Source organism: Streptomyces sp. NBC_00464, from assembly GCF_036013915.1.
Taxonomy (GTDB): Bacteria; Actinomycetota; Actinomycetes; order Streptomycetales; family Streptomycetaceae; genus Streptomyces.
The window spans coordinates 222,678-241,331 of sequence record NZ_CP107899.1; the positions used below are offsets into that span (position 1 = coordinate 222,678).

Below are 18,654 nucleotides of genomic sequence, written 5' to 3' on the forward strand. Positions count from 1 at the left end.
GGGCGCGGTGACGCAGCTCACGCAGCACTCCGGTGCACGGATCGGCGGAATCCGCCGTCTGTATGAGTGCCGGAAACCGTCCGTCCGGCCGCGAGAGGGAGCAGGTCTTGTCCACCGTTATCGAACAGTCCGTGCAAGCCCGCATGGTCGCATCCGCACCGCAGATGGAGACGCTTCCCGCCGTCCTGACCTACGACCGCACGGATCCCTTCGCCGTACGCATGGCGTTTCCCGCGCCGGCGACGCTGGAGGGCACCGAGGTGTCGTGGGAGTTCTCCCGGGAGCTGCTGACTTCGGGGATGGACGCACCGGCAGGGGTCGGGGACGTACGTGTCAGACCCTTCGGATACGACCGTACGGTGCTGGAGTTCCACGCCGCCGAGGGAATCGCCATGGTGCACGTGCGGACGGCGGAGCTGCGCCGCTTCCTGCGGCGCGCGCAGGAGCTGGTGCCCGCCGGGGACGAGCGCCGCTTCCTGGACCTGGACCGGAGCCTGACGGATCTGCTCGACGGCTCCTGCTGAGACGGGGCCGTCGCGGGAGCGGGGCCGTCGCGGGAGCGGGGCCGTCGCGGGAGCGGGGCCGTCGCGGGAGCGGGGCCGTCGCGGGAGCGGGGCCGTCGCGGGAGCGGGGCCGTCGCGGGAGCGGGGCCGTCGCGGGAGCGGGTCCCGGTAATTCGCTTGCCCCGGCCCGCGCCCCGCCGTAGTTTCGTTGTTGTCCTTGTTGTCGCCGATAGGAGTAGGACGTTGCTCGTCTGAGGTCTTGAGACACCGTGTTGCGCGCCGTGTCATGTCTGCACATGTCCGCGTGCCCGAGTGTGACCTCAGCTCTTCGAGCCGTCCTCCGCGACCAGGGCCTTCCCTCTCCACTTCCGGAAATTCTTCCGTGGAAAGCCAGTGACCGGTGTCTCACCCCGTTGCCCCTGTCCTTCCTCGCAACCGGGAGATTCCTTATGTCTACCCCCCTCACCCACATCACCTGCTCGTCGCTCTCCTTCGCCTGGCCCGACGGCAGCCCCGTCCTCGACGACTTCCATCTCACCGTGGGGCCGGGCCGTACCGGACTCATCGGGCTGAACGGCTCGGGCAAGTCGACCCTGCTGCGGCTGATCGCCGGTGAGCTCGCTCCCGCCGAGGGCAACGTCAGGGCGGCGGGCCAGGTCGGCTATCTGCCGCAGAACCTGGTCCTGGACACCGCGTTGCGGGTCGACGCCGCCCTGGGCATCGCCGGGACCCGTGCGGCGCTGCACGCCATCGAGGCGGGCGACGTCGGCGAGGAGCGGTTCGCCGCCGTCGGTGACGACTGGGACGTGGAGGAACGTGCGCTGGCCACGCTCGACCAGCTCGGTCTCGGACACATCGGGCTCGATCGCACGATCGGTGAGATGTCGGGCGGCGAGTGCGTGCTGCTGCGCCTTGCGGCGCTGCTGCTGGCCCGGCCGGACGTGCTGTTGCTGGACGAACCGACGAACAACCTGGACCTGTACGCGCGCGGCCGCCTCTACGCGGCGGTCGACGCGTGGAACGGCGTCCTCGTCGTCGTCAGCCACGACCGTGAACTCCTGGAGCGGGTCGACCAGATCGCCGATCTACGGGAGGGCTCGGTCACCTGGTACGGCGGGAACCTCTCGGCGTACGAGGAGGCGCTCGCCGTGGAACAGGAGGCGGCCGAACGCATGGTGCGGGTCGCCGAGGCCGATGTGCACCGCCAGAAGCGCGAACTGGCCGAGGCCCAGGTCAAACTGGCGCGGCGCAAGCGCTACGGACAGAAGATGCAGGAGAGCAAACGCGAACCGAAGATCGTCATGGGCGCCCGCAAACGCGCCGCCCAGGAGTCGGCGGGCAAGCACCGCATCCTGCACACGGAGAAACTGGCCGAGGCGAAGGAGCGCCTCGACGACGCTGTCGAGGCTGTGCGGGACGACGCCGAGATCAGGGTCGAACTGCCCCACACCAGGGTCCATCCGGGCCAGGGCGTGCTGATGCTGAGCGGTCTGGAACTTGCCTACGGGGCACGGGTGCAGGGTTCGTTCGAGGTGCGAGGTCCCGAGCGCATCGCGCTGGTCGGACGCAATGGAGCGGGCAAGACCACGCTGCTGCGGACGCTGGCCGGCGAGCTGGCACCGGTATCCGGCGAGGCGTCGGTGCAGCTTCCGATGCGTTTTCTGCCGCAGCGGCTGGATGTGCTGGACGACGAGTTGAGCGTGGTGGAGAACGTGGCGCGGTTCGCACCGGATGCCACGAACAACCGGATCAGGGCGCGACTGGCACATTTTCTGTTCAGGGGTGCACGGGCGGACCGGCCTGCCGGGACCCTGTCGGGCGGTGAGCGGTTCCGTGCGGCTCTGGCCGCGCTGCTGCTGGCCGAGCCCGCGCCTCAGCTGCTGATGCTGGACGAGCCGACGAACAACCTGGACATGGCGAGCGTGAGCCGGCTGACGGCGGCACTCGATTCGTACGAGGGAGCGCTGATCGTGGCGAGCCACGACGTGCCGTTCCTCGAATCGATCGGCATCACGCGCTGGCTGCTGCTCGACGGCGGTCTCCGGGACACGACGGCCGAGGAGGTGCGTACCGGCCTGTGAACGCGGGGGCGCACAGGGCGATGGGTCTGTGGGGGCTACCGGTGGAGTAAAGCCCAGGTCTTGGAGCCGCCGGAGGCCGTCAGCGCGGGGGCCAGCCCCCAGTCCCCGCCGTGCGCGTCCACCGCGGCGGCCAGCAGCCACATGCTGGCGCTGCGGTGTTCACGGCACTCCTCGGACTTCTCGGGCGTCGCATGGGCCGGGTGCTGGTCGTAGAGGGTGATCCGCAGGGCGTCGAACTGCCAGTGGACCCGTAGGAGCATCTCCCGGTCCGGGGTGAAGCGGTAGGCGGCCGCGACCAGTTCCGAGGTGGCGAGGACCGCGGTCTCAGCGAGTTCGGCGAGACCGTGCCGGGTGAGGAGTTCGTCCACGGCGCGGCGGGCGAGGCCCGCACAGAAGGCGCCGCCCGGAAGGGCGAACGAGTAGCTGAGGTTGTCCGCCGCCGGCGGTTGTGGTCCGGCGGGTGCGAGGGCCGGGAGACAACGCAATGCGCCCTTCATCAAGTGCTGCTCACATTTCTCGTACGTGTGGTGACGATCACACACAGGGGCGCGGTCGCCCCGTGTGAGACTTGCACTACCGACCGTAGCGCACACCCGGAGCACAGTGCTACTACTTGTGTGGTTCCGGTCATTTCGACACCCCCCACCCCCCGGAGGACACGCACCGTGCCACCCAGAAGCACTCCGACCGCACGGCAACAACGCCTCGGGTACGAACTGCGCAAGCTGCGCGAGCAGTCGGGGATGACGGCACAGCAGGCGGCGGCACTGCTCGGCGTCGACCGCACCCGCATCCCGAACATCGAGTCCGGCCGGTTCGGCATCAGCGCCGAGCGGGTCCGCACCCTGGCCTTCAATTACGGCTGCCCGGACACCGGCCTCGTGGACCTCCTGGCGGAGATGGCGCAGGAGCGGGCCAGGGGCTGGTGGGAGGAGCATCGCGGACTGCTGCTGCCGAGCCTGCTGGACATCGCCGAACTCGAGTTCCACGCAGTGGAGTTGATCACCGCCACCACCACACACATCCCCGGCCTGCTCCAGACCGAGGAGCACGCGCGAGCGGTCTTCGACAACGCCGACCCCCAGCTCCCGGGCCCCGACCTGATGGCCCGGCTCTCCCTGCGGCTGCGCCGCCAGGAGGTGCTGGAACGGGACCGGCCACCGCTGTACGAAGCGGTGATCCACGAGGCCGCGCTGCGGATGCAGTTCGGCGGCCCCAAGATCACCCGGGCGCAGCTGGAACACATTCTCGACCAGTCCGAGCGCGGCCGGATCACGGTCCGGGCGATCCCGTTCGCGGCAGGCGGTTTCCCCGGAGCCGGACAGTCGTTCACCTATGTCGGCGCGGCGGTCCCGCAGCTCGATACCGTGCAGCTGGATTCCTCGCACGGTTCGATGCTGCTGGACGCGGATATGCAACTGCGCCGATACCGGGGCCTGTTGGAGCGCCTGCGTACGCTCGCGCTGCCTGTCGAGGAATCGCGCGATTTCATCCGATGCATAGCCCAGGACCTCTGAGGAGAGAGATCATGAAGGAAATCTGCTGGGACGAAGCGTTTTGCAGCGAGGGTGCGAACTGCTTCCGTTTCGGACTCGACGACCAGGGCCGCGCCTACATCGGCTCCACGACCGACACCGCCACCTTCGTCAGCGACTCCGTGGAGGCGCTGCAGGCGCTGATCTTCGCGGTGAAGGCGGGCGCGGCTGACCATCTGCTCTGATCCGGCCCCACCAGACCGTGCCCCTCGTGCGCTGCGCTCCGAGTACGCCGACTGTTCAGAGCCCATCGCCACCGGGGGCCCGGCCCGGCCGATTATTCGACTTTCGCTCACCTCACTCCCACCTCCCTGACCCTCCGTATATACGCCTGACCTGCACTTATGACACAACGTGATCAATCGTCGCCCGGACGGGCTTGGCGGAGGCCTTACCGCCGCTTTAACCTACGGTCTCGTAACCTACGAAGCCGTAGGTAATTCTCCCGTCCCCAGGAGCCCCCGTGACGATCACCTCTCCCCACCTCGGCAGTTCACAGGCGTGGACCGACGCCCAACTGCTGTACGCGCTGGAAGAGGTGGTGGAGAAGGAACTCAACCGCCATCTCAAGGTCGCCAAGGACTGGATGCCGCACGAGTACGTGCCGTTCTCCGACGGCCGGAACTTCCCCGGCATCTTCGAGGACGGCCAGGCCTGGGAGTCCGAGCAGTCCAAGGTCACGGACATCGGCAAGATCGCCCTGGTCGTGAACCTGCTGACCGAGGACAACCTCCCCAGCTACCACCACGAGATCGCCTCGCTGTTCGGCCGCGACGGCGCCTGGGGCACCTGGGTGCACCGCTGGACGGCCGAGGAGGGCCGCCACGGCATCGTGATGCGCGACTACCTGCTCACTTCGCGCGCCGTGGACCCGGACAAGCTGGAGCAGTTCCGCATGGCGCACATGGCGGAGGGCTTCGAGTCCGACAACCGCCACTCGATGCTGCACTCCGTGGCGTACGTGGCGTTCCAGGAGCTGGCGACCCGGGTCTCGCACCGCAACACCGGCCACCAGTCGGGCGACCCCGTCTGCGACCGCATGCTGGCGCGGATCGCGACCGACGAGAACCTGCACATGGTGTTCTACCGCAACCTCCTCGGTGCTGCCTTCGAGCTCGCACCGGACCTGACCATGATGTCCGTGCGCGACGTCGTCGTGAACTTCCGGATGCCCGGCCACGGCATGCCCGGCTTCGAGCGGGCCGCCGCGCAGATGGCGATCGGCGAGATCTACAACATGCGGATCCACCACGACGACGTCATCCAGCCGGTGTTGCGCTACCTGAAGGTGCTGGACATCGACGGCCTGGGCCCGGAGGGCCTCAAGGCCCAGGAGGAGCTCGGTCTGTACATGAGCGGGCTGGACAGCGAGGCGTCGAAGTTCGACGAGAAGCTCGCCGCGCGCAAGGCGCGCATGGCGGCCCGCGCGCAGGCCTGACGGCCGGCACACACGACCCCGACGGGGGCGGGTCTCCGCGGCCCGCCCCCGTTCGCCACGTTCGCACCCCCGGCGCCCCCTGCGGGCGCACTCATTCGCGCACCGTCACCTCCGCGTAGGCGGCGTCGCGCACATCCGCGTCCGGGTGGCGTCGCAGAAGTCTCAGCTGGGTACGCCACGGCCCGCTCCAGCCGGTCCGCCGGCCGGCCGCCGCAGCGAGCTCCACGGCCATGTGGCCATGGGCGGCGCCACCGTCCTCGGCCAGGCGTGCCACGAGCGCGAGCAGCGTTCCCAAGTCCTCCTCGCCGCGTGGCGCCCCGATCCTTGTGCCGAGCACACCCGCGGTCCGGGCGGCGAGCACGGGACGGCCGTCGTGCAAGCGGGCCAGCCGGTCCAGCGCGGCGTACAGCGCATCGGGCCCCGCATCCGGATCGACGGCCCTCACCAGGAGCTCCGCGGCCTGCGGTACGTGGTCCCGGTGACTGGCGAGCAGTTCCCCGGCGGCGCCCAGCACGGGCCTCAGCGCGTCGTCGGTGCGCGCCCCCGCCGCTGCGGCGAGCCGGTTCACGAGGTGGACGACCCGCTGCCGCCCCGGCCGGTCGCGCTCGCTGCCCGCGTCGTCCATGGCCACGGCGTCGGTGAGACTGCGCAGCGCCCGCATGAGCGCCTGCGCCGCCTCGGGCGTAGCGGGTGCGGCGGGCACCAGCGCGTCCGCGGCCGACTGCCAGGAGCGGCGGCGGGCGAGGTCCGTCGCCGCGGCCATCAGTACATCGCAGGCGCCCGGCGCCCACGGCATCCAGCGGGCCACCACGGCGTGGGCCGACGCCGCGAGTTCCTCGTCGTCGGTCTCGCACACCTCCCGTACCAGGCCTGCGTAGCGGGGACGGTACGTCGCGGGCAGGTCCATGGGCCGCACGCGCAGTACGGCGGTGCGCAGTACCCCGGTGCCGGTCGCCGCGTCCGTGAGCAGGTCCCACATCCGCTCGTCGCCGAGCAGCCCGGTGCCGCAGGCCACGGCGGCAGCCCGCACGTCGGGGTGCTGGCCGGACAGCCCGTACGCCTCGGCGACCAGCGCGGCGGCCTGTGGCCGGGGCAGCCGGGTCGCGGCGAGCCGTACGGCCTCCTTGCGGGCGGTCACCTTGCCGGTGCCCGGTGCGAGCCGCTCGCGCAGCAGGGGCCCGAGCACGGAGGGGCGGACGTCCTGCGAGGCCCGGCCGGCCGCGAAGACGGCGACCCTGGCGCGGTCACCCCCGCTGTGGGCGAGCAGCGCCGCCAGCATGTCCGGTGCCCGGTCCGTCCCGCCCAGTGCCGTGAGGGCCGCCTCGGCGAGCACGACGTCCTCGGAGCCGGTCCAGTCGAGCACGGCTGCGGCACCGGTCGAGGGGATGCGGGCCAGTGAACGTATCGCGGCGGCACGGGTGTACAGCGGCAGTTTCTCGTCCCGCGCGACCCGCTCCAGGCCACGCAGGGCCGCACGCCGCTGGCGCGGCACCCAGCGGCGGACCCCGGCGTCGGCCTGCACGCTCCACGGTGTTCCGTGCGGCAGGAAGCGGCCGTACGGCGGTGGGTCGCCGAGATACGGGTCGAGCAGGTCGGTACGGCAGCCGGTGAGAACGCGCAGCACCTCGGGCAGGGCTCCGGCGGAGGGTTCGACGGCCAGGAGCCGCTCCACACGCTCGCTGCGGTGCGCGACCGGCTCCAGCCACAGTCCCACCGCGGTCCGCGCCGCGCTGTTCTCCCCGAAGCGCACCGCCTGCCACAGGAGCTCCTGCAATTCGGGCAGTCCGGCCGCGCGACGGCCGAGCGCCCTGGTCAGCGCGAACACGAGTCCGTAGTCGGCCTTCTCCGCGCCCGCCTCCAGCCAGGGCCGGAGCGCCTCGAACACGTCCGTTTCCTGGCCGCGGCGCAGGGTCCGGTCGAGCCGTCCGAGGTCCGCTCCCCCGGTGTTGCCCGAGATCCGGACCAGGGTGCGCAGGGCCCAGCTGACGAGGGCGCGCCGGCCTGTCGCGGCGTGCTCGCGCAGCAGGCCCAGCGCAAGGGTGCTCAGGGCGTGCCGGGTGGCGTGCGAGGAGTCCCGGGCCTCGACGGCGTCGGCGGCTATCAGGTCCAGGGCCGGTTCCGCCGCGTCGGTGAAGAGACCGGGCGGGACGGCCGCCAGCGCGTGGAGGGCGACCGAACGGACCGGGTCCTGTTCGTTGCGCAGCCGCTCCATGTCGGCGAGCGCGTCCGCGAGGCAGGCCGGGTCCCCCGCCCGCCCGGCGTTGCCGATGAGCAGCGACCATGCCTGCGCCCGGTCCTCGGCCACGGGCGCACAGGTGGCGGCGGTCAGCCGCTCGCGCACCTCGGCGACGGGCAGGTACGACTCCGCGATCAGCACGGTGCTCCGGGCCGCTCCGCGTTCGGCCGCCAGCCGGGCCGTGCGCCGCGCCTCGTCCGCGACGCTGCTGCGCGGCAGCGCGTCGAGCAGCACGGTGTCCACCGAGATCTGGTTCCCCTCACCCCGTCCGGCCATGACCGAGGTGTAGAAGGCGGCGCGACGGCCCGGCGGGAGGGCGGCGAGCAGGCGGGCGAGCGCCCTGGAGTCCGTTGCCATGGCCCGGCCGAGCTCCACCACGAGCCCTTCGGACGCGGTGCGGGCCAGGCGGTACAGGACGCTACGCCCCAGCACGGCGCCCCCCGGCCGGGCGCCGGGGCGCAACAGAAGGCGGACGAGCCGGTCGGGGCCGGCCTCGGCGAGTGCCCCGAGGCGGCTGGTAAGCGGCCACGGAAGGGTGGCCGGAGCGTAGCGTTCGAGCAGATCGAGTACCCGCTCCGGGAGGGGCGCGACGGTGGCGGCGACCCCGGCGGCGTACCGGTGCCACCACTCGGCGCGGTGCGGCTCGGGCAGTGCCGCCAGGTGCCGCGCGCAGGCATCGAGGAGGAGGTCCGGATGCCGGCGTCCGAGGCCGCCCCAGCCGCGTACGGCATGCAGCAGTTCGGGCAGCAGCCGGGCCGCGGTCCCCGGCGTGCACCCCGGCAGCAGTACGGTGGCGTCCGCGTCGCCCCAGTCCGCACGGACCCCGTCGATCAGCCGGTCGGCGAGGTCGGCCCGCCCGTCGGCGACGACGGCCCGCAGGAGGCGGCGGCGTGCGGTGCGCGGGACATCGTCGAGGAGTTCCGCATACGCCTCGTCCGGTACGCCGAGGCTGTGCGCGACGCGCAGGGCGTGCCCCTGCACGAAGGGATCCCGGTCGGCGAGGCGCGCCGCGATCCAGTCCCGGTCCCCTCCCACGGCTGCGGCGACGACCGCGGCTTCCCGCTCGTACGCATCGCCCCCGTCCCATTCGTCCAGAACGGCACGCAACCGCCCCGAAGCAGCCATATCGCGCGCCCGTGCGGCAAGTTCACGCATGCGCTGCGGATACGGGAGGGCATCGAGGGCGTTCAGCAGGGCATCGGTCATGGGGCGATTGTGCCGTGCGGGGGCGAACCCTCCCCCGGGCTGTGCGGACCGTACTCTGTGCCGGTGAAACCTGTGACCCGTGTTGTTCTGTTCGGTGCGCCGATAGCCATCGTCGTTTCCCTGCTCTTCAACAGCGGGGGCGACGCGGAGCTGCCCACGAGCTCCCCCACCGCGAAGGCATCGGTCACCGCGTCCGCTCAGGCGGACCCGTTCGCCGCGGCGGACGACGAGGGACGGCGGAAGATGAACGCACGCGTCGCCGCGATGCCTCCGGGGCTGGCCGAGCCGAAGATGCGCGAGGTCGCCTGGAAGCTGCTTGCCAGCGCCGAGGGGTCGACCCTGGACTGGCGCAGTCAGTACGCCACGATCGAGGACACCGGCGACGGCACCGGGTACAGCGCCGGAATCGTCGGCTTCTGCTCCGGTACGCACGACATGCTCGCGTTCGTCGAGGCGTTCACCGAGGATCATCCGGACAGTCCGCTGGCTCCGTTCGTCCCGGCGCTGCGCAAGGTCGACGGCTCCGCCTCGCACGAGGGGCTGGACCCCGGATTCACGGCCGCGTGGAAGCAGTCGGCGAAGGACCCCGCCTTCCGTGCCGCTCAGGACCTGGTCCGGCTGAAGCAGTACTTCGAACCGGCCGTCCATCTGGCGAAACTGGACGGGCTCGGCGCCCTGGGCCAGTACATGTACTTCGACGCCATGGTGCTTCAGGGTCCCGGATCCGAGACGGACTCGTTCTACGGCATCCGGAAGGCCGCCGTGGCCGAGGCGGACACGGTTGCGGAGGGCGGCGACGAGAGCGCCTACCTGGACGCCTTCATGGACGCGGCGCGGACCGTGATGAAGTCGAAGAAGAACCAGCAGGACACCTCGCGCATCGACACCGCCCAGCGGGTGTTCCTGGAGGACGGGAACCTGTCCCTGGAACTGCCGCTGACCTGGCAGATGTACGGCGAGACGTTCCGCATCCCGTCCTGACCCGGGCGGATACGGCCCGGCGCCGCGCGTCCTGCCCCCGCGTGTCCTACCCTCGCGCGTCCTGCCTGATCAGCTCCGCCGCCTTCTCTGCGATGGCGACCGTCGGGGCGTGGGTGTGGCCCCGGGTGATGCGCGGCATCACCGACGCGTCCACGACCCGCAGGCCCTGCACACCGCGCACCCGGAGCCGTGGATCGGTGACGGACGACGGGTCCTCGCCCATCCGGCAGGTGCCGACGGGATGGTAGAGGGTCTGCGCACCGCTCCGGATCGCCTCCGCGAGCCGGTCGTCGTCGACCGGTCCCGGGTACGGGGCCATCGGCCCCGAGGTGTGCGGGGCCAGCGCGTCCGAGGCGAACAGGGTTTCGGCGCGGCGGACGCCGGCGATCAGCCGCGGCAGATCCGCGTCGGCGGTCAGATAGCCCGGGTCGATCCGGATTCCGGAGCCGGCGTTGTCCGGGTCCAGCGTGATCCGTCCTGTGCTCTCGGGCTGGAGCAGGACCACACCGATCGTGAGTCCGTGCTCGGTCGGCGGGGTGAGGCCGTGATCGATGAACGGGGCCGGCGCGAAGATCAGCTCGATGTCGGGTGCGGCAAGCCGGGGCGAGCTGCGGATGAAGGCGACGGCCTCGGCGAGGTTGGAGGTGAGCGGTCCGCGCCTGGCCAGCAGGAAGCGCGCCACGTTGGCCAGGCTGTCGGCACCGGTCAGAGTCACCGGTCGCGGACAGTGCACCGTCACGGCGAAGCTCAGATGGTCCTGGAGGTGGCGGCCGACGTCGGGGGACGCGGCGCGTACCTCGACGCCCGCCCGTCGCAGCTCGCCGGGGTCGCCGATGCCGGAGCTCATCAGCAGGTGCGGGGAGCCGATGGCTCCCGCGCTGAGGACGACCTCGTGGCGGGCGGTGAGCGTGCTGCCGCTTGCGGTGACCACTCCGACGGCCCGGGTTCCCTCGAAGGCGAGGGAGCTGACCCGGGTGCCGGTGACGATGTCCAGGTTGGCGCGGCGGGCGGCCGGTTTCAGATAGCCGTCGGCGGCGCTCCAGCGGCGGCCGCGGCGCTGGTTGACCGGGGTCACCGCCACCCCGCTGTGGTCGGGGGCGTTCAGCTCGGCGCGGAGCGGCAGGCCGTCGTCCAGGCAGGCGGTGATGAAGTCGCCGGTCAGGCCGGAGGGGGCGCGGGGCGGCGACACGAAGAGCGGACCCTGCGTGCCGTACACGGTGCCGTGGCCGGTCGGGCCGGTCCACCGCTCGGCCCGCCGGAAGTACGGCACGATGGCGTCGTGGCCCCACTCCGGTCCGGCGGAACCGGCCCAGCCGTCGTAGTCGTCACGGTGGCCTCGTACCCACATCATGGCGTTGACCGAGGATGATCCGCCGAGTGTGTGGCCGCGCGGCCAGAACAGTTCGCGACCTCCGAGGGCCGGCTGCTTCACCGTGCTGAAGTCCCAGTCGTACGCCGTCTTGAAGAGCTTCGGGAACGCCGCCGGGATCCGGATCTCGGGCTTGCGGTCAGGCCCACCCGACTCGACGAGGGCGACCCGGACCGTGGGGTCCTCGGACAGCCGTGCCGCCAGCACACAGCCGGCCGATCCCGCTCCGACGACGATGTAGTCGTACTCGCTCAACTCGGCTTCTCCTCGTGGTCGACGCGGGATCCGCAGCGTTCACGGAGACCCGCAGGCCGATGTACGGAAAGCCGAAGTGTCGCACGGTGGGGGCACGTTCACGCCTGGTCGCGGTCAACTCTGCGGAGCCGGTCGCGCTCCTTCTCGGAGAGGCCGCCCCATACGCCGAAGCGCTCGTCGTTGTCGAGGGCGTACTCCAGGCAGGCCAGGCGGCCCTCGCAGGCGTTGCAGAGCTGCTTGGCCTCACGTGTGGAGCTGCCGGGGGCAGGGAAGAAGAACTCGGGCCCCGTCTGTGCGCACAGCGCTGTCTCCTGCCAGGCGAGAGCGGGGTCGATCGCGGTGTTGATCAGCATGGGGCCACAGTGCCCTGCCGAGATAAACGACTGATCAACGATCCATCAACCGACCGGCCGGCCGCGCACGGCGATGCCGACGGCAGCCACACGATCAGGCGGCGGGCGTCTCCGCGCTCCTGATCACGGCGAACGCGGCGCCGTACGGATCGGCGACGTTGGCGAAGGTGCCCACGCCCTCCATCTCCAGCGGTTCCAGCGTGAGCTTGCCGCCCAGCCGCTCGACCGCCGCCACCGTGGCATCGCAGTCGTCGACCTCGATGTACGGCAGCCAGTGGGGCCCGGCGGCAGCCCGGACGGGCACGGCGTCCAGCGGGACGAGCCCGCCGAACGAGGCATCCTCGCCGCCGCCCGCCGTCCTGATGACGGTGTACGCGCCGCCTCCGCCCGGATAGGGCATCTGGACGGTCTCCCAGCCGAAGACGGCGTCGTAGAACGCCGCCGCTGCCGGCACGTCCGGGGTGTACAGCTCCGCCCAGCAGAGGCTGCCCCGTTCGTTCACGACGCCGAGTCCCGGATTCTGCTTCGGCTGCCAGACGCCGAAGTACGCCCCGGCCCGGTCGGTGAACCCGCCCATCCGGCCGTACTCCAGGACGTCCATCGGCGTGAACGGCACCGCCCCGCCGGACTTCTCCACGGCCTGTGCGGTCGCATCCACATCCGCCGCCCGGAAGTACACCGACCAGGACGGCTTCGCCTGTTCCTCGGTGACCGTCATCGCGCCACCGACCGTCTTCCCGTTCAGCATGAACATCCCGTAGCCACCGGTCTCGGGGCCGCCGGCCTCGTAGTCCCAGCCGAGGAGTGAGGTGTAGAAGGCCGTGGCGCCTTCGAGGTCCGGCGTGCCCAGGTCCATCCAGTTGGGGGCTCCGTCGACAAAACGGGTGGTGAGCATGGTGCGCTCCTTCGTGGTCCCGTTCTCGGACAGCAGGAATTCCTGACTCTCCGAGTCTTGCACCGGGCACTGACAACCGCAGTCCGTACCGCTCGCCGAACGAAGCCGCCCGCAGTCCGTGCGTTCTCCGGGCGAAGCCGGCCGGAGAACGACCCGTTCGTCAGCGTGCGACGCCCAGTGCCGGCAGCACCGTCTCGGCCACCCGGTACGCCTCCTCCAGGAGTGGGTTGCCGGAGAGGATGAAGGTGTCGACGCCCAGGTCCTCGAACTCCTTGAGCCGTTCGACGACCTGCGCGGTCGAGCCCACCACCGCGGTGCCGGGCCCCGGCCGGAACAGGCTCATGCCCGGCCACATGTTGGGGTGGACCTCCAGCTCACGGGCGTGCGCGGGGACCTTGCCGCCGTGCTGGCGGAACTGTCGCTGCCAGCCCACACCGTCCTCGCCCGACCGGTCGCCGAGCTGACGGGCGTAGGTCGCGTCGCTGGTGACGTCGAGCAGCCGGTCGGCGGCGGCCCAGGCCTCTTCCTCCGTGTCCCGGACGATCAGATGCAGCCGCAGTCCGATTCTGAGCGTGCGACCGTACGCGGCGGCCCTCGCCCGGACCTTCTCCAGCTTCTCCTTCAGCAGATGCGGCGGCTCCCCCCAGGTCAGGAAGACGTCGACGTGCTCGGCCGCCATCTCGATGCCGGGGTCGGACGAGCCACCGAACCAGAGCGGGATGTGTCCGTCCTGGACCGGCTTCAGTTCCCGGAAGGAGGCTCCGGCGTTCTTCAGGTCGTAGAAGCGGCCCTTGTGGTCGAAGACCTCGCCGGCCGTCAGCCGCTTCACGATCGACCAGTACTCCGCGCTCAGCTCGTACCGTTCGTCGTGCTCCACGTGGAGTCCGTACTCCTGGAGCGACTTCGTCGAGCCGTTGACCACGTTGAAGCGCAGCCGCCCCCCGAAGAGCGTGTCGAAGCTGAGCGCCATCTTGGCGAGCAGCGTCGGCGCGATGAGCCCCGGGTGGACGGCGAGCAGGGGCTTGAACCGGGTGCTGGTCGAGGCGGCCAGCGCACTGCCGAGCGGCCAGACGTCGTACAGGTCGGTGGCGAGGAGCGCGCCGCTGTATCCGAGCCGCTCGACCGTTCCGGCCAGCTGTGCCAGGTATCCGAGATCGACGGGGCGCCTGCCTTCGGGCTCCCACGGGTAGGCGCCTTCGCGCGGAATGATGTACCAGAGGACTTCGGTCGCCATGTCGTCATACCGCCTTGTCGGCTGCCGTACGGGCACGGGCATGGGCGACGGTGACCGGGCGGTCGATGAATCCGGTGCGGTGGAAGATGTCGGCCGCTTCCTGCTGCTCGGCGATGAACGGTTCGGTGACGGGCTCGATCGTCCAGGGCAGCGAGGCGAGCGCGGTCTCCCAGTCGTCGGCCGATCCGCCGAGGTCCGCCGCGGCGATCTCGGCCACCTGCCGGGGGTGAGCCGCGGCCCACTCGTCGGCGCGCTTCAGCGCCCGGGTCAGTGCCTCGACCACCTCGGGCCGGGATTCGGCGAGGTCGCGGCGGGTGAAGAAGACGGAACGGTCGCTGATGACGTCGCCGGTACGGACGAGGGTCCGCAGTCCGCCGGTGCGCCGTGCGGCGGCGAGCTCGGCGCCCTGGGCGACCCAGGCGGCGATCTCGCCGGTGCGCAGCAGCTGCTCGCTGTCGGCGTTGCTGCGGACGGCGGTGATGTCTTCGGCGTACGACAGCCCGGCGTCGTCGAGGGCCTTGGCGATCAGGTGGGTCTGCCAGGAGCCGATGGCCAGGTGGACGGTCGAGCCCTTGAGGTCGGCGACGGACCGCACGGGGCTGTCCTCGGGGACGAGGAGCGCGCCGTGTTCGGGGCGGGGGGCGGAGACGGCCGTGTAGACGATGTCGTGCCCGGTGGCCTGCGCGGTGACCGGCGGGGTGGAGCCGGTGCCGCCGAAGTCGATCACGCCCCGGGTGAGGAGCTCTCCGGTGCGTACACCGTTGGTGTACGGGTGGAAGACGACGCTCTCGCCCAGCGGGGCCAGTTCCTCCTGGGCGAAGCCGAGGCGGGAGAGGTGGTACAGGTGGTAGAGGGACGGATTGCTGCTGTGGACACCGATGGTGAGGGTCATTCAGATCACTCCGGCTTCGGTACGGACGGGGGAAGGGACAGAAGGTGCGGGGGCCTCGACGCCGAGGTCGGCGAGGAGGCGTCGGCGCAGGGCCGCGAAGGCCGGGTCGCCGGGGTCGCGCGGCCGTCCGACCTCGACGGTCTCGTCGGTGACGAGCCGGCCGTCACGCAGGACCGCGACCCGGTCGGCGAGCCGTACGGCCTCGTCGACGTCGTGGGTGACCAGCAGTACGGCGGGCCGGTGCCTGCGGCACAGCTCGCCGACCAGGTCCTGCATCTTCAGCCGGGTCAGGGCGTCGAGTGCGGCGAACGGCTCGTCGAGCAGAAGGAGTTCGGGTTCACGGACCAGGGCGCGGGCGAGTGCGACGCGCTGGGCCTCACCGCCGGAGAGGGTGGCGGGCCAGGCCTCGGCATGGCCGTCCAGACCTACTTCGGCCAGGGCCCGCAGCCCGTGCGCGGAGCGGCTGCGCGGCAGCGCGACCGTGACGTTGGCAAGAACCTTCTTCGACGGGACGAGCCGGGGTTCCTGGAAGACGATGGTGCGAGCCTCGGGGACGAGCACCTCTCCCCCATCGGCGCCGTCCAGGGCTCCGAGGATGCGCAGCAGCGTCGTCTTCCCACTGCCGCTGGCCCCGAGCAGGGCTACGAACTCGCCTCGGGCGATGTCCAGTTGCAGGTCGTCAAGGACGGCACGGTCCCCGAAGACGCGGCGCAGCCCTCGCACCCGTACGGCGGGAGCGGATCTCGTCGCGGTCATCGGGTGACTCCCTGCGGGGTGCGCCACGGCATCAGCAGGCGTTCCAGCAGCCGCACGAGGATGTCGGCGGCCAGCCCGAGGAGCCCGTAGACGAGGATGCAGACGGCGAGGATGTCGGTGCGGGCGTAGCTCTGCGCCTGGGACATCAGATAGCCGATGCCGGCAGTGGCGTTGATCTCCTCGGCGGCGATCAGCGCGATGACGCTGAGCGTCATGGACAGACGCAGTCCGGCGAGCAGGGACGGCAGGGCGCCGGGCAGGACGACTTCGCGTACGAGGGCCAGGCGTCCCATGCCGAAGCTCCGCATGGCCTCGATGAGTTTCGGGTCGGTGTTGCGGACTCCGCTCGATGTCGACACGTACATCGGGAAGGTGGTCGCGACGGCGATGAGGAGGATCTTCGCCGTCTCGTTGATCCCGAACCAGACCATGAACAGCGGTACCAGCGAGAGGAAGGGAATGGTGCGCAGGGTCTGGAGCGAGGAGTCGAGGAGCTCGTCGCCGAGGCGGGTGAATCCGGTGGTGATGCCGAGGGTGAGTCCGGCGGCGAGTCCGATCAGGAGGCCGAGTCCGGAGCGGGTGAGGGAGGTGGTGAGGGCGTCGGGCAGCTGCCCGTTGCCCCACAACTCACCTACGGCCCTGACTACTTCGCCCGGAGAGGCCAGGACGTCGGGTGTGAGGATTCCGGTGGCGGATGCCACCCACCACAGGGCGAGGAGCAGAGCCGGGCCGATGGTGCGGACGACGAGCGCGTAGCTCCGGCTCCGGGCCCGGCGGAGCTGGGGGCGCGGTCGGACGAGTCCGGTGGGCGGGGTCGTGGCGTCGCTGGACTCGGGCGTCCGCCGGACGAGCCCGGGGGACGCTGCGGCGGTGTCGCTCATGTCAGCTTCCCGACGTCGAGCAGGTGGGCGGCGACATCGACCCGGGTCCTGGTGACCTTCTGCTCGGCATAGAACGCGGCGACGGCCTTGAAGCGCTCGATGTCCTCGGGGCCGATCGGGTCGACGGTGCCGCCCTCTGCCGTGAACTCCGTCTGGACCTCCTTGGCCTTCCCGGTCACGGCGGTCGGGCCGACGTCCGTGAAGACGTTGAGGTAGGCGGCCGGGTTCTGCTTCTCCCTGGCGCTGGTCTCGTGGAGGTACTGGTAGAGGGCCTTCACCACCTTCGGGTGCTGCTCGGCGAACTCTGTCCGTACGGCGTTGAGGCTGTAGTTGTCGGAGCCGATGGCCGCGCCGTCGGCGACGAAGTGCGCCTTGCCGCTGCCGATCTCCGCGACGGCGTAGGTGGCCCAGACGGCCCAGGCGTCGACCTTGCCGGCGTTGAAGACCGCTGCGGTCTGGTCGGGCCGCAGATAGACCCGGGTGACCCTGTCCGCCGGGATACCCGCCTTGGCGAGGGCCTTGAGCAGCAGGTACTCGCCGGTGCCGCCCTGGTTGACGGCGACCTTCTTCCCGACCAGATCGGCCACCGATCCGATGCCCGAGCCGTTCCTGACGAGGATGCCCTCGCCCGCGGCGTCCGGGTCGACGGCGGTGAAGAACTTGAAGCCGGGCCGCTGGGCGAGTGAGGTGATGCCCGAGGTGATGGATCCCGTGGCGATGTCCAGCTGGTCCGCGTTCATCGCCTGGGCGGCGGGGGCGAACGGGCCGGCGCTGCCGGTCCACTCCACCTTGGCGCCCGCCTTGGACAGGGCCTTATCGAGGCTGCCGTCCTTCTTGCCGAGGGCGAGCACCCCGGAGTTGCCGGGGTCCGGAATGCGGACGGTCACCGTGGCCTTCGAGCCCCCTGCGGCGCTGTCGGCCTCGGACGTGCCGCAGGCGGTGAGGGCGACGAGCGCGGAGACCGTGAGGAGCGCCGGAAGGGCTGTCGTACGCAGTGGCCGGGAGAGATTCACGATGCGGGTTCCTCTGGGATCGGGCGGGCGGAGGGTCGGCGGGCCAGTGCGGCTGCGCGGCGCAGCGGCCCGGGGTCGGCCCAGGCCGCGATGTCGACGGGCTCGGGCAGGAAGCCGTGGGCGCGCAGCCCGGCCTCCTGTGCAGCGAGCAGACCGAGGCGTTCGGCGGACAGGTCGGGGTGGAGGGTCAGGTGGGTGCCGGGCCGGTAGGCGCCGGCGACTCCGTCGGCGCCCGCTCCGGTCTCGGCGCCGAGGATGCGGGCGACCTCGTCGGGATGTCCGGCGGCCCAGTCGGCTGCCCTCAGCAGGACGGCGAGGAAGCGGTCGACGAGGCCGGGGTGGTCGTCGAGGAGCTGCTGGTGGACGGTGATCGGGCGCGGGGTGCCGTTGTTGACGCGGAACCGGCGGTCGGGCAGGTCGTCGAGTTCGACGGCCACCTCGGCACCGGCGCGGCGGGCGGCTTCGACGGCCAGCGCACCCTTCACATACACGGCGTCGACGTCGCCGCGCCGCAGCGCGGCCAGTTCGGCCGCCCACTGGCCCTCGTGCCCGTCGGCGGGTACGTCGACGAGCGAGGCGTCCTCCGGCGCGAGTCCGGCGGAGGCGAGTGCCCCCTCGAAGCCGCGCAGGGCCATGGCACGCCAGAAGTCGATGGCGATGTCGTGCTTGGGCACGGCGAGCCGCAGCCCGCGCAGTGCCTCTGCGCCCCGGATGCCGGATCCGGGTGCGACCAGGACGGTCTGCCGTTCCTCGATCCAGGTGAGGCCGATCAGCCGGGTGCGTTCCCCCCGCGAACGGGCCCACAACGCGGGGACGTTGCCGCCCTCCCGGAAGAGGCCGGGCAGGGCGTGGGTGTAGTGCGCGCCGCGGTCGGCGTCCGGGGAGGCGTCCTGGAGGGAGCGTACGGAGATGCCGTCGGCGGCGAACTCGTCGGTGAGCCACTGCCGGTCGGCGGCGATGCCGGTGGCAGTGGGTACGGGACAGCGGGTGAACCAGAGGGTCCGGGGCAGGACGGCAGGCGTCATG

Annotated in this window: 17 protein-coding genes; 6 read left to right on the forward strand and 11 right to left on the reverse strand. The window is 71.3% G+C overall.

Annotated features, from left to right (window positions below):
- Positions 1-107 precede the first annotated feature (107 nt).
- Together OG912_RS00990 and OG912_RS00995 are read left to right on the forward strand one after the other, a co-directional pair.
- Complete coding sequence (locus OG912_RS00990; RefSeq protein ID WP_327707706.1) at positions 108-524, forward strand: SsgA family sporulation/cell division regulator; 417 nt, start codon at positions 108-110, stop codon at positions 522-524.
- A 428-nt stretch (positions 525-952) separates the two neighbouring features.
- Positions 953-2,584 carry an ABC-F family ATP-binding cassette domain-containing protein gene (locus OG912_RS00995; RefSeq protein ID WP_327707707.1) on the forward strand — a complete coding sequence of 544 codons (1,632 nt, stop codon included), beginning with the start codon at positions 953-955 and terminating at the stop codon, positions 2,582-2,584.
- Positions 2,585-2,619: 35 nt separating this feature from the next.
- Here OG912_RS00995 and OG912_RS01000 read toward each other — a convergent pair whose 3' ends face one another.
- The gene (locus tag OG912_RS01000) at positions 2,620-3,081 is read right to left on the reverse strand and encodes an ATP-binding protein (RefSeq protein ID WP_327707708.1); all 462 of its coding nucleotides are present in this window, start codon (positions 3,079-3,081) and stop codon (positions 2,620-2,622) included.
- 168 nt (positions 3,082-3,249) lie between these two features.
- On the opposite strand from OG912_RS01000, the gene OG912_RS01005 reads away from it, so the two are divergent.
- The 3 genes from OG912_RS01005 (at position 3,250) to OG912_RS01015 (ending at position 5,557) form a co-directional block, all read left to right on the forward strand.
- Positions 3,250-4,101, forward strand: coding sequence for a Scr1 family TA system antitoxin-like transcriptional regulator (locus OG912_RS01005; protein ID WP_326740213.1), 852 nt, complete (start codon positions 3,250-3,252; stop codon positions 4,099-4,101).
- A gap of 11 nt (positions 4,102-4,112) precedes the next feature.
- Positions 4,113-4,304, forward strand: a complete 192-nt coding sequence (locus OG912_RS01010) for a hypothetical protein (RefSeq protein WP_326740212.1) — start codon at positions 4,113-4,115, stop codon at positions 4,302-4,304.
- Between the two features lie 278 nt (positions 4,305-4,582).
- A complete protein-coding gene (locus OG912_RS01015) occupies positions 4,583-5,557 on the forward strand; it encodes an acyl-ACP desaturase (protein ID WP_327707709.1) in 975 nt (324 codons plus the stop codon).
- A gap of 91 nt (positions 5,558-5,648) precedes the next feature.
- Here OG912_RS01015 and OG912_RS01020 read toward each other — a convergent pair whose 3' ends face one another.
- Positions 5,649-8,999: a hypothetical protein gene (locus tag OG912_RS01020; RefSeq protein ID WP_327707710.1), complete on the reverse strand. Its 3,351-nt coding sequence runs from the start codon at positions 8,997-8,999 to the stop codon at positions 5,649-5,651.
- A gap of 72 nt (positions 9,000-9,071) precedes the next feature.
- On the opposite strand from OG912_RS01020, the gene OG912_RS01025 reads away from it, so the two are divergent.
- Entirely contained in the window at positions 9,072-9,980 is a 909-nt protein-coding gene (locus tag OG912_RS01025) for a chitosanase (protein ID WP_327713311.1), read from the forward strand.
- Between the two features lie 46 nt (positions 9,981-10,026).
- On the opposite strand, the gene OG912_RS01030 is transcribed toward OG912_RS01025, so the two are convergent.
- From OG912_RS01030 to OG912_RS01070, 9 genes are all read right to left on the reverse strand, one after another.
- Positions 10,027-11,604: a GMC family oxidoreductase gene (locus OG912_RS01030; protein ID WP_327707711.1), complete on the reverse strand. Its 1,578-nt coding sequence runs from the start codon at positions 11,602-11,604 to the stop codon at positions 10,027-10,029.
- Between the two features lie 98 nt (positions 11,605-11,702).
- Positions 11,703-11,957, reverse strand: a complete 255-nt coding sequence (locus OG912_RS01035) for a WhiB family transcriptional regulator (protein WP_326740208.1) — start codon at positions 11,955-11,957, stop codon at positions 11,703-11,705.
- Between the two features lie 94 nt (positions 11,958-12,051).
- Entirely contained in the window at positions 12,052-12,852 is an 801-nt protein-coding gene (locus OG912_RS01040) for a VOC family protein (protein ID WP_327707712.1), read from the reverse strand.
- A gap of 160 nt (positions 12,853-13,012) precedes the next feature.
- Positions 13,013-14,086: an LLM class flavin-dependent oxidoreductase gene (locus OG912_RS01045; RefSeq protein WP_327707713.1), complete on the reverse strand. Its 1,074-nt coding sequence runs from the start codon at positions 14,084-14,086 to the stop codon at positions 13,013-13,015.
- A 4-nt stretch (positions 14,087-14,090) separates the two neighbouring features.
- Positions 14,091-14,978, reverse strand: a complete 888-nt coding sequence (locus OG912_RS01050) for an ABC transporter substrate-binding protein (RefSeq protein ID WP_327707714.1) — start codon at positions 14,976-14,978, stop codon at positions 14,091-14,093.
- A complete protein-coding gene (locus tag OG912_RS01055) occupies positions 14,979-15,734 on the reverse strand; it encodes an ABC transporter ATP-binding protein (RefSeq protein WP_327707715.1) in 756 nt (251 codons plus the stop codon).
- Positions 15,731-16,615 carry an ABC transporter permease gene (locus OG912_RS01060; RefSeq protein ID WP_327707716.1) on the reverse strand — a complete coding sequence of 295 codons (885 nt, stop codon included), beginning with the start codon at positions 16,613-16,615 and terminating at the stop codon, positions 15,731-15,733. Before OG912_RS01060 ends, OG912_RS01055 begins: the two co-directional genes overlap by 4 nt.
- Positions 16,612-17,628, reverse strand: a complete 1,017-nt coding sequence (locus tag OG912_RS01065; protein WP_327707717.1) for an NrtA/SsuA/CpmA family ABC transporter substrate-binding protein — start codon at positions 17,626-17,628, stop codon at positions 16,612-16,614. The genes OG912_RS01060 and OG912_RS01065 overlap by 4 nt, the downstream gene beginning before the upstream one ends.
- A complete protein-coding gene (locus OG912_RS01070) occupies positions 17,625-18,653 on the reverse strand; it encodes an ABC transporter substrate-binding protein (protein WP_327707718.1) in 1,029 nt (342 codons plus the stop codon). The genes OG912_RS01065 and OG912_RS01070 overlap by 4 nt, the downstream gene beginning before the upstream one ends.
- Between the last annotated feature and the right edge of the window lies 1 nt (position 18,654).

Excerpts from the sequence above, each read along its gene's own strand:
- OG912_RS01045 (WP_327707713.1), bottom strand. The coding sequence starts at position 14,086 with ATGGCGACCGAAGTCCTCTGGTACATCATTCCGCGCGAAGGCGCCTAC.
- OG912_RS01060 (WP_327707716.1), bottom strand. The coding sequence starts at position 16,615 with ATGAGCGACACCGCCGCAGCGTCCCCCGGGCTCGTCCGGCGGACGCCC.
- OG912_RS01040 (WP_327707712.1), bottom strand. The coding sequence starts at position 12,852 with ATGCTCACCACCCGTTTTGTCGACGGAGCCCCCAACTGGATGGACCTG.
- OG912_RS01010 (WP_326740212.1), top strand. The coding sequence starts at position 4,113 with ATGAAGGAAATCTGCTGGGACGAAGCGTTTTGCAGCGAGGGTGCGAAC.
- OG912_RS01000 (WP_327707708.1), bottom strand. The coding sequence starts at position 3,081 with ATGAAGGGCGCATTGCGTTGTCTCCCGGCCCTCGCACCCGCCGGACCA.
- OG912_RS00995 (WP_327707707.1), top strand. The coding sequence starts at position 953 with ATGTCTACCCCCCTCACCCACATCACCTGCTCGTCGCTCTCCTTCGCC.
- OG912_RS01035 (WP_326740208.1), bottom strand. The coding sequence starts at position 11,957 with ATGCTGATCAACACCGCGATCGACCCCGCTCTCGCCTGGCAGGAGACA.
- OG912_RS01055 (WP_327707715.1), bottom strand. The coding sequence starts at position 15,734 with ATGACCGCGACGAGATCCGCTCCCGCCGTACGGGTGCGAGGGCTGCGC.
- OG912_RS01020 (WP_327707710.1), bottom strand. The coding sequence starts at position 8,999 with ATGACCGATGCCCTGCTGAACGCCCTCGATGCCCTCCCGTATCCGCAG.
- OG912_RS01070 (WP_327707718.1), bottom strand. The coding sequence starts at position 18,653 with ATGACGCCTGCCGTCCTGCCCCGGACCCTCTGGTTCACCCGCTGTCCC.
- OG912_RS01050 (WP_327707714.1), bottom strand. The coding sequence starts at position 14,978 with ATGACCCTCACCATCGGTGTCCACAGCAGCAATCCGTCCCTCTACCAC.